At 41.0% G+C, this 13,842-nt stretch carries 17 protein-coding genes and 1 riboswitch; of the genes, 4 read left to right on the forward strand and 13 right to left on the reverse strand.

The features are described 5' to 3' along the window. Positions 1-123: 123 nt before the first annotated feature. The 11 genes from ACFPOH_RS12180 to ACFPOH_RS12230 form a co-directional block, all read right to left on the reverse strand. On the reverse strand, positions 124-1,128 hold the full coding sequence (locus tag ACFPOH_RS12180; protein WP_390309880.1) for a DUF1835 domain-containing protein: 1,005 nt from the start codon (positions 1,126-1,128) through the stop codon (positions 124-126). Between the two features lie 6 nt (positions 1,129-1,134). Beyond that, entirely contained in the window at positions 1,135-1,356 is a 222-nt protein-coding gene (locus ACFPOH_RS12185; protein ID WP_096552026.1) for a hypothetical protein, read from the reverse strand. Between the two features lie 86 nt (positions 1,357-1,442). Beyond that, entirely contained in the window at positions 1,443-1,763 is a 321-nt protein-coding gene (locus ACFPOH_RS12190) for an RNA polymerase alpha subunit C-terminal domain-containing protein (RefSeq protein WP_390309882.1), read from the reverse strand. Next, entirely contained in the window at positions 1,744-2,388 is a 645-nt protein-coding gene (locus tag ACFPOH_RS12195) for a hypothetical protein (protein WP_390309883.1), read from the reverse strand. The genes ACFPOH_RS12190 and ACFPOH_RS12195 overlap by 20 nt, the downstream gene beginning before the upstream one ends. Before the next feature lie 138 nt (positions 2,389-2,526). Continuing rightward, complete coding sequence (locus tag ACFPOH_RS12200) at positions 2,527-2,790, reverse strand: PhzF family phenazine biosynthesis protein (protein WP_390309885.1); 264 nt, start codon at positions 2,788-2,790, stop codon at positions 2,527-2,529. Beyond that, the gene (locus ACFPOH_RS12205; RefSeq protein WP_390309887.1) at positions 2,787-3,314 is read right to left on the reverse strand and encodes a PhzF family phenazine biosynthesis protein; all 528 of its coding nucleotides are present in this window, start codon (positions 3,312-3,314) and stop codon (positions 2,787-2,789) included. The genes ACFPOH_RS12200 and ACFPOH_RS12205 overlap by 4 nt, the downstream gene beginning before the upstream one ends. Positions 3,315-3,491: 177 nt before the next feature. Further along, positions 3,492-4,556: a branched-chain amino acid aminotransferase gene (locus tag ACFPOH_RS12210; RefSeq protein WP_342470466.1), complete on the reverse strand. Its 1,065-nt coding sequence runs from the start codon at positions 4,554-4,556 to the stop codon at positions 3,492-3,494. Positions 4,557-4,894: 338 nt separating this feature from the next. Continuing rightward, positions 4,895-7,024, reverse strand: a complete 2,130-nt coding sequence (locus ACFPOH_RS12215) for a sensor domain-containing protein (RefSeq protein WP_390309889.1) — start codon at positions 7,022-7,024, stop codon at positions 4,895-4,897. A gap of 398 nt (positions 7,025-7,422) precedes the next feature. Beyond that, complete coding sequence (locus tag ACFPOH_RS12220; RefSeq protein WP_342470468.1) at positions 7,423-7,575, reverse strand: hypothetical protein; 153 nt, start codon at positions 7,573-7,575, stop codon at positions 7,423-7,425. 158 nt (positions 7,576-7,733) lie between these two features. After that, on the reverse strand, positions 7,734-7,877 hold the full coding sequence (locus tag ACFPOH_RS12225; RefSeq protein WP_342470469.1) for a hypothetical protein: 144 nt from the start codon (positions 7,875-7,877) through the stop codon (positions 7,734-7,736). A 144-nt stretch (positions 7,878-8,021) separates the two neighbouring features. Beyond that, on the reverse strand, positions 8,022-8,294 hold the full coding sequence (locus ACFPOH_RS12230; protein ID WP_390309891.1) for a DUF1450 domain-containing protein: 273 nt from the start codon (positions 8,292-8,294) through the stop codon (positions 8,022-8,024). Between the two features lie 122 nt (positions 8,295-8,416). On the opposite strand from ACFPOH_RS12230, the gene ACFPOH_RS12235 reads away from it, so the two are divergent. After that, positions 8,417-9,022 carry a class I SAM-dependent methyltransferase gene (locus ACFPOH_RS12235; protein ID WP_342470470.1) on the forward strand — a complete coding sequence of 202 codons (606 nt, stop codon included), beginning with the start codon at positions 8,417-8,419 and terminating at the stop codon, positions 9,020-9,022. On the opposite strand, the gene ACFPOH_RS12240 is transcribed toward ACFPOH_RS12235, so the two are convergent. Then, positions 9,007-9,192 (reverse strand): hypothetical protein, encoded by a 186-nt coding sequence (locus ACFPOH_RS12240; RefSeq protein ID WP_342580840.1) that lies wholly within the window; start codon positions 9,190-9,192, stop codon positions 9,007-9,009. The genes ACFPOH_RS12235 and ACFPOH_RS12240 overlap by 16 nt on opposite strands. Positions 9,193-9,526: 334 nt before the next feature. Here ACFPOH_RS12240 and ACFPOH_RS12245 point away from each other — a divergent pair, with 334 nt between their 5' ends. Further along, complete coding sequence (locus ACFPOH_RS12245) at positions 9,527-10,918, forward strand: amino acid permease (protein ID WP_390309893.1); 1,392 nt, start codon at positions 9,527-9,529, stop codon at positions 10,916-10,918. A 150-nt stretch (positions 10,919-11,068) separates the two neighbouring features. Here ACFPOH_RS12245 and ACFPOH_RS12250 read toward each other — a convergent pair whose 3' ends face one another. Beyond that, positions 11,069-11,599, reverse strand: a complete 531-nt coding sequence (locus ACFPOH_RS12250; RefSeq protein ID WP_390309895.1) for a YceI family protein — start codon at positions 11,597-11,599, stop codon at positions 11,069-11,071. Positions 11,600-11,921: 322 nt separating this feature from the next. Further along, positions 11,922-11,997, forward strand: a riboswitch (glycine riboswitch). A gap of 75 nt (positions 11,998-12,072) precedes the next feature. Here ACFPOH_RS12250 and ACFPOH_RS12255 point away from each other — a divergent pair. After that, positions 12,073-12,342, forward strand: a complete 270-nt coding sequence (locus tag ACFPOH_RS12255) for an ACT domain-containing protein (RefSeq protein ID WP_342470474.1) — start codon at positions 12,073-12,075, stop codon at positions 12,340-12,342. 14 nt (positions 12,343-12,356) lie between these two features. Next, positions 12,357-13,718, forward strand: a complete 1,362-nt coding sequence (locus tag ACFPOH_RS12260) for a PFL family protein (protein ID WP_342470475.1) — start codon at positions 12,357-12,359, stop codon at positions 13,716-13,718. Positions 13,719-13,842 lie beyond the last annotated feature (124 nt).

A 13,842-nucleotide genomic window follows, 5' to 3' on the forward strand; every position in this document is an offset into this window, starting at 1 on the left:
TTCGCCGCAGATAAATTGCGTAGAGAAGGAGCGTTTTGTGACCACTCTAGGGAAAGTTTTTAAGAGAATATTACTATAAAAAGTAAGGCTGTTCAGAAAGTGTTCGACTTTCTGGACAGCCCCCTATTGAACGAATGCTTCCTTCAATTTCACTTCATAAAATCTCATTGCGCGGAGTTCACCTTGATACTCCACTTTTCCTTGTGCAATTAACTGGCGCAAGCGATACTCAATCCATTCATCGCTTGTATATTGATCCAGGTGGCCAAGCACCTCTCCAATGACTCTTGCTGCTTTAATGAATTTCTTATTGCCCTGTAGGTTCTTCATCTTTCCGATGATCAATGCATCATCCCGATGGTTTTCCGCACCGAAAATTTGGCCTTTATTGTAAGTCCGCAACACTGCATCGGAATGCAAGCATTCTTCCCCTTCTTTCGCATAAGCCTGTCGCTGTTCTTCCGTCAATTCCTCAAGCTCCCCAAGTTCATAAAAAAGGAGCAACTGCTCAGGGGACAACTCTCCCGTATGCCGAGGAAAATCTTCATGCATTCCATTGTAAAACTTGTGATAGGCATCATACGTATTCAAAACAGACATTTCATTCGTTTTTTCCTTCAATAAGTAGAGCGAAAATCGAAGGCCCGTCCCTTCACTGGCATTTTCACCAGTCCAAATGACCACCCGCTGCTCCGGAGGAATCGAACTGATCTTTTCAAAGGCTTGTTGCATGTTGTTTTTGTACCACTCTGCTTGGTCCTTTTCCCACCGGTAGTTTTCCTTCAACCACTGATACCGTCGCTCAAACCCTTCCGCAGTGTGAAGATGATGTATTGGACCTTCCGCCAAGTTATCTGGCACTTCGATGATTTCCTCCGTTTGTTCGTATGGTGTATCCTGAAAAGCATATCTCAAGCTGCCTGCCGCGGAGCTACCAAATACAATATGTACGGTATGCACATTTTTCCCGGCCGGTGTCTCCATTCTTTTCATAAGCGTTTCTTTTACAGACCGCACAAATTCCGGAAAGTCTCCGTATTCCGAACGTATCAACAGTAAATGCAGCAGGCTTTTTGCTTCCTGTTCGTTTAGTGTGGAAATGGATTTCTTTAATTGAAAAAGTTCCAAATGTCTTCAACCTCTCTGAAATTTTGTGGATACAAAAAAGGCGACGGATGCAGCGATCGTCATTAACAGAAACGACCACTTGGAAGTCTCACCGAATGTGACCGTTTGAGTTGAAGCCCCGGTTGAGAAGTTTGGCGTATTAAGGATTGTCAAAATGAAACCGGAGAAAAGTTGGAAAACGGCATAAAGAAGAATGAAACTGATGATAAATACAAGATATTTTTTCATTCTGATCCACCTCAATCGGAAATTATTTCATTTATTTACGCCCAAACATTGCAAAAAGTTTCAAAAAATCCGTAAGGCAGTCTGTTTCATTCTTCTTTGAACCTCAATCCCGCTTCGTCCAATGCCTCTTTCATTCTCACAAGCGCGGTTTTCCCCACGCCGTGAAGGGACATGATTTCCTTTTCCGTGTAGTCCGAGAGTTCTTCCACCGATGTGATGCCTTTCCCTTCCAACGCTCTTCTTGCCGGGGCGGATAAACTGGCAAGGAAGCCTTCCTTTGGTTTCCGTTCCGCCTCGCAAACAGGGCAGCTGTTGCAATCGCTGCTCTTATAAAAACGGTGCCCTTTTTCGCAAATTCTCAACGTCTTTTCTGAAGGTTTCATTCCGTCATTCCTTTCCTGTTTCATTGTTCCAATCCCATTCATCTTCGTCCGACAAAGAAGCCCGAATCAAGTAAAGAAGAGGAACATCCCCATTTTCTTCAATGAATTCTTTCGGGTCTGTCACGTTTGTTCTGAAACTCACAGAATTTCCGTCATCCGCTTCAAAAAACGCCATATATCCCAACACCATGTCTTCGGTAAATTCCATTTTGTCGTTAATGACCGGACCCCATGTTCCCGCACCCAGCTTTTCGTCCGGTTTGGGAATTTGACTGTTTGAAACGGCATAGCCCGATTCATCTGTGATCACTTTGCGCAAGTAAAAATTGTCCCATTCGGAATCTTCCAGAAAGTAGAATAACATTTCCCCCTTGGCATCTTCCGTCATTCCAATTCCAACGCCACCAGCCTTCTCAGCCAACTTCCCATATTCATACCGTTCAACCCATACTCTTAAAAATTTCCCTTTTTCCGCGGAGTATTCATAATAAAAGCTTTTATCGCCCACCACCGCCTTTAACAAGTGATCCCCATCGGAAAAATCTTTTTGCTGAATCATATTTTTCGTTGTCTTCTCCCCATCGCTGCAAGCAACAAGCAACATTGCAACAACGGCCAAAATGAACGCACGGATTTTCACTTTCCCCATCCCTTCCAGACGGAATGTAAACTTTTAATAATTATAGATTTTGTTCCCTTATTTTTTCAATAGTCTATTTGCCCAAGGGTAATAAAAAAGAGCCACGGTGAAAAGTTTTTCCTTTTCCACCCTGACTCGCTTTCTATTTCATCTGATATAAATTTTTCCTTCCAAATAGACAACCGCTTCGCCGGAAATTTTGACCTGTTCCCCTTCATCTTTGCAAAACAGTTTTCCTCCCCGTTCAGACAGCTGCAATGCCACAAATTCCTTTTTCTCTAAAATCTTTTTCCAATAAGGGACAAGGGTGCAGTGGGCAGAACCGGTCACCGGATCTTCATGAATCCCGGCTTTTGGTGCAAAAAATCGGGAAACGAAATCCGCCTCTTTCCCCTTTGCTGTGGCAATCACTCCAAAGGCATCCAATTTTTTAATTCTTCCACATTGATTTCCAATCTCCTTATATCTTCTTCCGTCTCAAACACCGCCAAATAATCGCGGGCCAAAAAGACTTCTTTCGGTTTTTTCCCTAATCCTTTCACCAATGCTTCCGGAACGTCACAAGCTGTTCCTTCCCGGGATGGGAACGTCATCGTCAGCAATGAATTTTCCTTTGTAACGGTCAACATTCCACTTTTTGTATGAAACTTCACTACAGCAACCGATGGATTCAGATAGTTGAACACAACAAAGGCCGTTGCCAAGGTTGCATGTCCACACAAATCGATTTCCGTTTTTGGCGTAAACCACCGCAATTCGTATTCTTCCTTTTGGCGATGTACTACAAAAGCCGTTTCCGATAAATTGTTTTCCGCCGCTATTTGCTGCATCACGTTGTCCGGAAGCCATTCCGTAAGAGGAACAACCGCAGCCGGATTTCCTTTAAAGGGTTCGCTTGCAAAAGCATCGACTTGATAAATTGGTATCCCAGGCATTTGAAGACTCCTCTCTACTTAAGTTCTTTATCCAATGGAAAACGGACGTCCTTGATATACGATAATAGTCAATCCTTAAGCCATTATGGTCAATCTTTGCAAAATAATAGCCATACGATCGGACGGATGAAAAAACTCGCACCTAATCATTAGATGCGAGCCCAAAGTTAAAAGATATTAAACACGTACAGTCCAGCCGAATGGATCTTCCATTTTTCCGTATTGGATGCCTGTCAATGTATCATACAACATTTGAGATACTTCACCGATTTTGCCGTCATTTACGACAATGTGTTTATCCAAATATTTTAACTCCCCAACTGGAGAAATTACTGCAGCTGTACCAGTTCCGAACACTTCTTCCAATGTACCCTTATCAGCAGCTTCTATTACTTCGTCAATGGTAATGCGGCGCTCTTCCACTGGAATATTTTTGGATTTCAACACTTTGATCATAGAGTCGCGCGTAATACCTGGCAAGATGCTTCCTGTAAGAGCAGGTGTGATCACTTTGCCATCAATTTTGAAGAAGATGTTCATGCTTCCAACCTCTTCAATATAGCGTTTCTCAACACCATCCAACCATAATGTTTGAGCGTATCCTTCTTTTTCCGCATTGAGTTGTCCGATTAATGAGCTTGCATAGTTACCGCCGGTTTTCGCTTCTCCGGTACCGCCCACAACGGCGCGGACATATTTTTCTTCCACCAAAATTTTCACCGGATTGATACCTTCTTTGTAGTAAGAACCACTTGGAGACATGATAATCATGAATAAGTAGTTTTTGGATGGATGAACACCCAAGAATGGTTCCGTTGCAATAATGAATGGACGGATGTATAAAGATGTGCCTGGTGCATCAGGTACCCAATCACGGTCCACATCCACCAATTTTTTGAGCGCTTCCAATGCAAGTTCTTCGTCCACCGGTGGAATGACAAGACGTTCGTTTGAATGATTCAAGCGTCTGAAGTTCGCGTCCGGACGGAATAGTTGAACGCCTCCGTCTGGTGTGCGGTACGCTTTCAACCCTTCAAACACTGTTTGTCCATAATGGAACACCATGCAGGATGGCTCCAAGCAAATTTTTTGGTAAGGGACAATGCGTGGATCATGCCACCCTTTCCCTTCTGTATAATCCATGATAAACATGTGATCTGTAAAATAGTGCCCAAAGCCAAGCTCGTCCGCAGATGGCTTTTCTTTTGGACTATCGGTTAACTCTATAGTGATTTCTGTCATAATGTAAAGCCCCCAATTATTTTGTCGAATATTCAGAAAAATATTTCTGTTATTAAAATAGTATAATACTTTTATGATTAATTGTTAAAAGAATATTTCGATAAATTATGATTAATTTTCATGGAGAATTGCTGTTTGATGAACTGTTTTTCAATAATAGTATTTATTGTTAAATTTTTTGATCCATTCCCTTTCAATATTGGCAGATATTCAAATTTAGAAACCGTCTCTCCATAAAAAATATTATCGTCATATAAATTTTGAATCAAAAAAAAACTCTCCTGCCAATCCATGAGCAGGAGAATTTCATTTAATATGAAAAACCGGGTTTTATAAGTTTATGACGGAATGAAGCCTCTACTTTGGACAAACTCTTCAAATTCTTCCTTTTTCAGCGGACGGCTATAATAAAATCCCTGTCCAAACATGCATCCATCATTTCGTAGCGTTATCACATGCGCCTCATTTTCAATCCCTTCCGCAATCACTTTTAAACCGATTGTATTCGCAAGGTTGATGATGGCTTTCACAATCGCTTTGCTTTCCTCGTTTTTATGGATGTCTTTCACGAAAGATGCATCCACTTTCAACGTGTCAACAGGAAGATGCTTGATATAACTCAACGAGCTGTATCCCGTGCCAAAATCATCTACGGAAATTTGGATGCCCATGTTCCGCAGGCGATTCAACACCGGGATGATGCTGTTCAAATCGGCAAGGATGCTTTCGGTCAATTCAAGTTCCAATAGTTTTGGATTAAACCCTGTATCTTTTAATATTTGTTCCACTTGTTGGACAAAATTCGGATCTTGCAATTGACGAACGGATACATTAACAGCCACGATCAATTGTCCAAACCCCTTATTTTGCCACTCTCTTCCTTGTCGGCAACTTTCTTTTAAAATCCATTCTCCCAGCGGCACAATCAATCCGGTCGCCTCAGCAAGGGAAATAAATTTTCCAGGTGGTATCGCCCCCAGATCCGGATGATTCCAGCGGACAAGCGCTTCCACTCCAACCAGCTGATTATTTTGAATATTGATTTTTGGTTGATATTCCAAAAAGAATTGATGTTCGTTCAATCCTTTTCTCATGGCGTTTTCGATAATGCGGCGTTCCAGTGACACATTTTCCAATTGCCTGTCGTAGATGGCATAGTTGTCTTTGCTGTTTCTCTTCACTTCAGATAGTGCCGCATCCGCATTTTTTATCAGTTCTTCAGGACTCTTGCCGTGTTCGGGATAAAACGCAATACCAATACTGCAAGTGATGGCATACTCTTTTCCATTCAAATGGATCGGTAATCGAAACTTCTCCATAATTTTGCGCACAATGTTCATCGTATCTTCTTCATTCTCTATCCCTTTCAACAGAACAATGAATTCATCGCCGCTCATCCTTGCCACAACATCTTTCTCGCGAATTGCTCCTTTGATGTTGTTGGCCGCATTCACAATGACCAGATCCCCTATGTCGTGTCCCTGTTGATCATTGATCAGCTTGAAATTATCCAAATCGATGAACAATAGGGCAAACTTTTCTTTTGCCAATTGGATATCCAACACATAGGAACGGAGCTCTTTCATAAAGTTGGAGCGGTTCGGCAAGTTCGTTAAACTGTCATAATAAGCCAAATGATAAAGATTTTGTTCCACTTCTTTTCGAATGCTGATGTCGCTCATGGCGATCAGAATGAATTTTTTCGAAGAAGGTTCATCATCATAAATGATTTTAATGTTGGCTTCTACATCGATATACCTTCCTTCCCCATGGAGCAATCGAAATTCCTGCTTGGTTGAAGTTTTTCTTCCTCCATTTTTTAACAAATTTTGAATTTCCCTTTTTATTGAATCCAAATCTTTAATGTGGATCAGATCAAACATATTTTGTTGTCCCAGTGTCTTCAAATCGTAATGCAAGAGGAGGTTGAAGGTCGGCGAAATATAGTGAAATTTCCCTTCTTCATCGATCAATGCCACAAAATTATCAGAATGCTCCGCAATCAGTTCGTATTTTTTGTAGCTCTGCTTCAGCTCTTCTTCCAATTCCTTCTCTTTCGTGATATCCGTTCGAATAGACATATATTTATAAGGTTTTCCCTTTTCATTTAAAAAAGGGATGATGGTCGAATGAACCCAATAATAAGTTCCATCTTTCTTTTTATTTTTTATTTCTCCCCTCCAAATATTTCCTCTTCCGATTTCACTCCACATCCGTTTAAAAAATTCCTTTGGGTGATAACCGGAATTGATGATCCGGTGGGTTTTGCCAATCAATTCTTCCCGGGAAAACTGGGTGATTTCGCAAAAGAGATCGTTTGCATATGTAATTCTTCCTTGGGCATCTGTAACTGCGACGATGGAAGTTTTATCTATGGCATATTTCAGTTCTCTCAATTCTTTCAACTCTTGCAGCAATCGTTGTATTTCATCGGATTGCCCAAAGCTTTTCGAAATATTTTCATTCATAAATGATTAATGCTCCTTTATGTAAATAAAAAATATATCCAAAATACTATTTACTTCAATTCTTACTGAAACATTCCTGGGAAACGTGCGATTTTTTTACTATTTAATATAAATATACTACAACATGGAGATAATAAAAATTCTAATGTAAAAAATATTTTATTAAATTTGTCGAATTTTTTTCATTAATTTTCACTTTTTTAATTCCACATTCACAACTTTTTTTCAATCAAAAACGGAAATGAATATATTTTATCCTTTTGATAGGACTTTTTACATAACGAGTGGTTCTGATTTTTTAACATAAAAAAAGCTGTACCGCAAGGAGGCGGACAGCCATAGAAAAGAGAGGTTATGTGGTTAAAGTTGCAGTTTTAATGTGTGCGATACGGGAGAATTTATTCCTTGTCAGAAGAGGGGTTTACAACGTTCTTTAGCTCCTCCCGCAAAGCTTTCACTTCATTCTCAAGCCGGTCAATTTTTTCATGCAATGGTTGGAACGCTTGCTCCAACATGACTTTTAAACGTTCTGCTTTGTCGTGTTGTTCCATGGATTTCTCCTCCAATTTATAGTAGGACTACGCTTAAAAGAAGTATTTCTTTTACATCTTTTATTTTACAACAGATTGATTAAAAAAATTGGTTTTTCCCGAAATCTTCATGCGTTTGTCATATTTTTTTGAATTAAAAAAACGCTTAAGGATCTCCCTTAAACGTCCACTCCGTACAAAAAAGAATAAATGAAACCGTAAATAACACTGACAATCGATGCGACGATCACAAACATCCCGAAGAAATATAATGCTTCGATCAGGAGCTGTTCAAATCCGTAGCCCACGGGATAATATCCCATAACTTCCCCTCCGTTGCAGAAGATTTGTTCACACTTTGATATATGCAAAAAGGATTGAACTGTTACTTGCGGATTGTTCAAAGCCCATCAAAAAAAAGCGGCCAATCCATGGATCATTGGCCGCCAATTTTCGTACACTTTTTTCTATTTAATCGGATTTAAACTCAATTCTTCCTCGATTTTCTCCAGCAATTCTTTGGCGCTGTCCGCCACAACCGGTTCGCCGTTGACAAGGGCATAATAATGACACTCGCAAATTTCACAATAGGAATTGCAACCCGAATCTTCCACAACGACATCTTCCCGCTGTTCCAACACATCATAAACATCCGGATGGGCATAAGCTTCGTTCGATACGCAAAATTCCACCCTGTTTTTCAATGGTTCCCTTTTCCGGCCAAACAAACTTTTTAACATATGCGCTCTCCTCACTATGTAAAACAATTGCTGATTCGATTATACTATGTTCATAAACGTTCAACCAATGATCCGTTCGGAAAGTTCCGTTATTTTTAAAAAAAGTTGGGGGAAAAATTATCATGAACGATGCGGAATTTGATCGATTTCTTCATATTGAAACCTGCGGGATAAAAAACGGCATTTACCAATCCCCCCATTACAACCGTTATGAGCCCACCCCTTATTCCGCCCTGGAGGAATTATTGAAGCATTATACCATCGACGAAAACGACACCATTATTGACTTTGGATGCGGTTTGGGGAGAGTTGGCATTTTTCTTCATTACAAAACCAATGCGTCAATCATAGGCATTGATATGAACGAACAATTTATCAAAGAAGCGATCAAAAACCGGGAACATTTTTGCAAAAAATTCCGGAAAAAGGAAGAAGGAATGCACTTTCTTTGCTGCCTTGCCGAAGAATACCAGATCCAACCGGCGGAAAATAAATTTTATTTTTTTAATCCCTTCTCCTTGCCGATTTTCATGAAAGTGCTGCATCATATCATGCGCTCGACGGAAGAAAAGAAACATACGGTGGATGTGATTTTATATTATCCATCCCTTGACTACCTGGATTATTTGAACCGCTATACCCCTTTTGAGAAGTTGAAGGAGATTCCAATCCCGTCACTTCACGAAAAAGTGTGGAACGAACGTTTTGTCATTTATCGTTTGCAATAAAAGCCATTGTCGTCTAATGGCTTTTTTATTTTTGGCTTTTCTTGCAGAATGATTCCTCCAAAAATGACCGTGCAACCGACGATGGAAATCACCAAGGAAAAAGATGTCCATTTGGCCATTAAAACCCCGAACAACAATAGAAATAAGCCGATCCATATCATCAAATTCATTGCTGCCCATCCCCTTTTTTTCAGCTCTTATTCTTCTATAACATTTCCCTTATCTTATGAGAACTTCTATCAAAACATGTCCCACTGTTATGTTTAAGCCACAAAAAGTTGGACAACTTAATTACGGAAGATGTTTTGATGTAAAACCCGGCAAAAAATCATTATTTTTGTATAATAATGGAATTGAATAATTATCAGAAATTTATTAATAAATTAAAAATTATTACTTTTTGATTCTTCAACACTTCAACGCGAAAAAGTGTTATACTTATACCGCTTTTGCGTTTTTAGAAATATCAAAATATTATTATATCAATATAGGAATGGATGGTTTATGAAAAATCAATTATTTCGGAAATTACCATTGGATCAGTTGTTGAATAAACAAGGCACGGCACATTTTAATAAATCGATGAATGCTTCTGATTTAATCGCTCTTGGGGTTGGAGCAGTTGTCGGCACAGGAATTTTCATTTTGCCTGGTACGGTGGCCGCTGAACATGCAGGCCCCGCCATTGTTTTTTCGTTTATTTTCGCGGCGATTGTATGCGCTTTTTCCGCCCTTTGTTATTCCGAATTGTCTTCAGCAATTCCGGTTGCCGGCAGCGCATATACATATTCATACGTCATTTTCGGCGAGCTCATTGCCTGGATTATCGGATGGAGCCTGCTATTGGAATACGGGCTGGCTGTTGCGGCAGTGGCAACCGGTTGGTCTGCATACTTCCAATCCCTCATTGAAGGGTTTGGAATTCATATACCTAAAGCTTTGTCCGGACCATTAAATCCATCCGAAGGCACCTTTATCAATTTGCCGGCGATTTTCATCATCGTCCTTTTGGCCGCCATTTTATCTTTGGGGATCAGAGAATCCAACCGCTTGAATAAAATCATGGTGTTCATTAAACTGGGGATCATTTTGCTGTTTATTTTCGTCGGAGTGTTTTATGTGAAGCCTGAAAACTGGCAACCATTCGCTCCGTTTGGCTTTAAGGGGATTTTGACGGGTGCGGCATTGGTGATTTTTGCGTATTTGGGGTTTGACAGCGTGTCCTCTGCTGCGGAAGAAGTCAAAAATCCACAGCGGAATATGCCGATTGGAATTATCGGAACCCTTGTGATTTGTACAATTTTGTATGTGGCCGTTTCCCTCGTTTTAACGGGAATGGTCCCATATACGGAATTGAATGTCGGAAACCCTGTTGCCTACGCGATGGAATTGGCAAATCTGGATTGGGTGTTTGGAATCATTTCCCTCGGTGCGGTAATCAGCATGATGACGGTCATTTTCGTGATGATGTATGGAGGGACCCGTTTAGTGTACTCCTTCGCCCGGGACGGAATGCTTCCAAAAGTGCTGTCAGAAATCCACCCACGACTTAAAATTCCATTGAAAAACACATGGATTTATGCGCTATTTGTATCTATTTTCGCCGGTTTCATACCAATCGATAAATTGGCGGAGCTTGTAAATATCGGAACTTTAGTCGCTTTTGCCGCTGTTTCCATCGGCGTCATCTATGTTAGAAAAATGAAAATTCCAGGATTGAAAGACGGATTCAAAGTGCCTTTATATCCAATTGTGCCGATTCTGTCATTTATCCTTTGCGTATTCATGATTACCCAATTATCTTCCTTCACAATGTTCACCTGCTTCATTTGGATGTTGATTGGTTTATTCGTCTATTTTGTGTATGGAAGAAAGCATAGCATATTGAATAAATAACGAAGAAAAGAGTGGATGAAGAAAATGATGGTTTTCTCACCCACTCTTTTTTTGCACAGTGGTTCGGCTTGATTTGAACCGGCACCTCCTTACAGCCGGTTCTTCATATAAAAAAGCCGACTCCAATAGGAATCGGCTATTGATAATACTTCAGTTTGCAGGGTTCACTTCCAATTCGGCTTTAATCTTCACGTCTTTTCCTACCAGCACGCCACCTGTTTCAAGCACTGCGTTCCAAGTAAGTCCGAAATCTTCACGATTGATTTTTGTTTCCGCCTCAAAGCCGTACACTTCAAAGCCCCAAGGGTTTTTTCCTTTACCGTTGAATTCCACTTCAAATGTTACCGGTTTTGTGACATCTTTAATCGTCAAGTTTCCTGTCACTTCATATTCGCTATCGCCTGTTTTCTTGATTTCTGTTGATTGGAATGTGATTTTAGGATATTTTTCCGCATCAAAGAAGTCTGCAGATTTCAAATGATTATCCCGATCTTCCAATTTTGTATTGATGCTTGCCACATCAAAAGCGAATGAAATTTTTGCATTTGTAAGATCTGTCAAATCGTCCGCTTCAATTTCCGCATCATAAGAATCAAAATGCCCTCTCACTTTTGATACCATCATATGTTTCACTTCAAAACCAATTTCTGAGTGAGCTTTGTCAATAACCCATTTCGCCATTTTTCATTCCTCCCGATTTACTTTATTCTGAATCCGAGATATTTATGAATATTTATCTTGAAGTTCATTATTTTGAATTCGAGATAAATATATCACGCATTAATTTTTTTGTCAATGGATTCAAACCCATTTTTCTGACTCATACTTTAGTAAATTTATTCCCGGTTTGAGCGGAAAAAAACATTCAACCCCCTCCTTACGGTCAAAATTTTTAAAAATTTCAGTGTATCTTAGTTGACCATTTTCGACAAAGGTGTTAGTATCGTCTAGTATTGGAATTAAATAGGTGTAGCGATGAATGCTGTGGGTAACACTACAGTCAGGAGCAGCTTCTGGAGAGACCACATCTGTGGCGCCGAAGGATTCACAATCTCAGGCAAAAGGACAGAAGAATGATAATACCGTTATTGTTCTTATGCTTTTGAGATTGGGAAACCAATCTCTTTTTTATTACATCAATAGAGGTGAAACATATGAGAAAAGCAATTGTCAGCGTTATCGGAAAAGACCAGGTTGGAATTATCGCAAAAGTGACAACTGTACTTGCAGATCGAAACATCAACATTTTAGATATCAGCCAAACGATTTTACAAGATTTCTTCACCATGATGATGGTCATTGACGTGACAAATTTAAAAGATCTTGAATCCTTGCAGCAGGAACTCAATGAACTTGGAAAATCAATCGGTGTTGTCATTACTGTACAACTTGAAGAAATTTTCAGGGCAATGCATCGCGTGTGAAAGGACGTGCAAACATGAACTTTGAAATTCATGAAATGTTGGAAACCATCCGGATGGTCCGGACAGAAAATTTGGACATCCGTACAGTGACAATGGGAATCAATTTACGGGATTGCGCGGATTCCGATTTCGATAAAATGAAACAAAAAATCTATGATAAAATCACCCATTACGCAAAGGATTTAAAACCTACCGCTGAAAAAGTGGCAAAAGAATACGGCATCCCGATCATCAATAAACGGATTGCCGTGACGCCAATCGCCGATCTTCTAGGCAATGCGACAAAAGAACAGGCTGTGGAACTTGCAAAAACATTGGACCGCGCCGCCGTTACCCTTGGCATCGATTTTATCGGCGGTTATTCCGCCCTTGTGCACAAAGGGATTGCGAAGGGAGATCAAGTGTTATTTGATGCTCTTCCAGAAGCCTTGGCATCCACTGAGCGGGTTTGCGCTTCCGTTTCTGTCGGCACAACCAAAGCCGGCATCAATATGGATGCTGTACGTCAAATGGGCGAAATCATCAAAGAAACGGCTGAACTGACAAAAGAACAGTCCGGCCTTGGCTGCGCAAAACTGGTGGTGTTCTGCAACCCCGTGGAAGATAATCCGTTTATGGCCGGCGCTTTCCTCGGATCCGGTGAAGGAGAAGTCGTACTCAATGTCGGCGTTTCCGGTCCGGGGGTAGTACTCAATGCATTGAAACGTTATCCGGATGCGGATTTGGGAGAAGTGGCCGAAATCATCAAGAAAACCGCCTTTAAAATTACCCGTGCCGGAGAGTTGATCGGACGAGAAGTGGCAAAACGTTTAGGCGTTCCGTTCGGCATAATGGACTTGTCCCTTGCACCAACGAATGCGATGAACGATAGTGTGGCTGAAATTCTTGAAGAAATTGGCCTTGAGCGTGTTGGAACCCACGGCACCATTGCCGCCCTTGCCTTAATGAATGATGCGGTGAAAAAAGGTGGTGCCATGGCTTCATCCTATGTGGGCGGTTTAAGCGGCGCCTTCATCCCAGTCAGCGAAGATAACGGCATGATCCGTGGAATTGAAGAAGGCGCATTATCGCTATCCAAGTTAGAAGCAATGACATGTGTATGTTCCGTCGGTCTTGACATGATTGCCATCACGGGCGACGCACCTGCCAGCACCATTTCCGCAATGATTGCCGATGAAGCGGCCATCGGAATGATCAATAAAAAAACGACTGCTGTCCGTGTCATCCCTGTGCCTGGAGCGAAAGAAGGCGACATGGTGGAATTCGGAGGCCTTTTGGGAAGAGCACCTGTCATCGGGGTCAATCCGTTCAGCTCCGACAAAATCATTCGCCGTGGCGGACGCATTCCGGCCCCTTTGCAAGCATTGGGAAATTAAATCGAGTAGGAGGGAGCGATTAACTCCCGTCCTCTCACACCACCGTACGTACGGTTCCGTATACGGCGGTTCAATTAAGATCATTGACGCAAGTTTTCATAACGAGCTTCAAGACTTTCCAACC

The organism is Ureibacillus suwonensis (assembly GCF_042655065.1).
Classification (GTDB): Bacteria; Bacillota; Bacilli; order Bacillales_A; family Planococcaceae; genus Ureibacillus; species Ureibacillus suwonensis.

Coding starts and splice junctions, on each gene's coding strand:
- ACFPOH_RS12230 (WP_390309891.1), bottom strand. CDS start 8,294: ATGTTAAAAAGTTTGTTTGGCCGGAAAAGGGAACCATTGAAAAACAGG.
- ACFPOH_RS12190 (WP_390309882.1), bottom strand. CDS start 1,763: ATGAAACAGGAAAGGAATGACGGAATGAAACCTTCAGAAAAGACGTTG.
- ACFPOH_RS12220 (WP_342470468.1), bottom strand. CDS start 7,575: ATGGAACAACACGACAAAGCAGAACGTTTAAAAGTCATGTTGGAGCAA.
- ACFPOH_RS12195 (WP_390309883.1), bottom strand. CDS start 2,388: ATGGGGAAAGTGAAAATCCGTGCGTTCATTTTGGCCGTTGTTGCAATG.
- ACFPOH_RS12225 (WP_342470469.1), bottom strand. CDS start 7,877: ATGGGATATTATCCCGTGGGCTACGGATTTGAACAGCTCCTGATCGAA.
- ACFPOH_RS12210 (WP_342470466.1), bottom strand. CDS start 4,556: ATGACAGAAATCACTATAGAGTTAACCGATAGTCCAAAAGAAAAGCCA.
- ACFPOH_RS12185 (WP_096552026.1), bottom strand. CDS start 1,356: ATGAAAAAATATCTTGTATTTATCATCAGTTTCATTCTTCTTTATGCC.
- ACFPOH_RS12255 (WP_342470474.1), top strand. CDS start 12,073: ATGAGAAAAGCAATTGTCAGCGTTATCGGAAAAGACCAGGTTGGAATT.
- ACFPOH_RS12235 (WP_342470470.1), top strand. CDS start 8,417: ATGAACGATGCGGAATTTGATCGATTTCTTCATATTGAAACCTGCGGG.
- ACFPOH_RS12240 (WP_342580840.1), bottom strand. CDS start 9,192: ATGAATTTGATGATATGGATCGGCTTATTTCTATTGTTGTTCGGGGTT.
- ACFPOH_RS12245 (WP_390309893.1), top strand. CDS start 9,527: ATGAAAAATCAATTATTTCGGAAATTACCATTGGATCAGTTGTTGAAT.
- ACFPOH_RS12260 (WP_342470475.1), top strand. CDS start 12,357: ATGAACTTTGAAATTCATGAAATGTTGGAAACCATCCGGATGGTCCGG.
- ACFPOH_RS12215 (WP_390309889.1), bottom strand. CDS start 7,024: ATGAATGAAAATATTTCGAAAAGCTTTGGGCAATCCGATGAAATACAA.
- ACFPOH_RS12205 (WP_390309887.1), bottom strand. CDS start 3,314: ATGCCTGGGATACCAATTTATCAAGTCGATGCTTTTGCAAGCGAACCC.
- ACFPOH_RS12250 (WP_390309895.1), bottom strand. CDS start 11,599: ATGGCGAAATGGGTTATTGACAAAGCTCACTCAGAAATTGGTTTTGAA.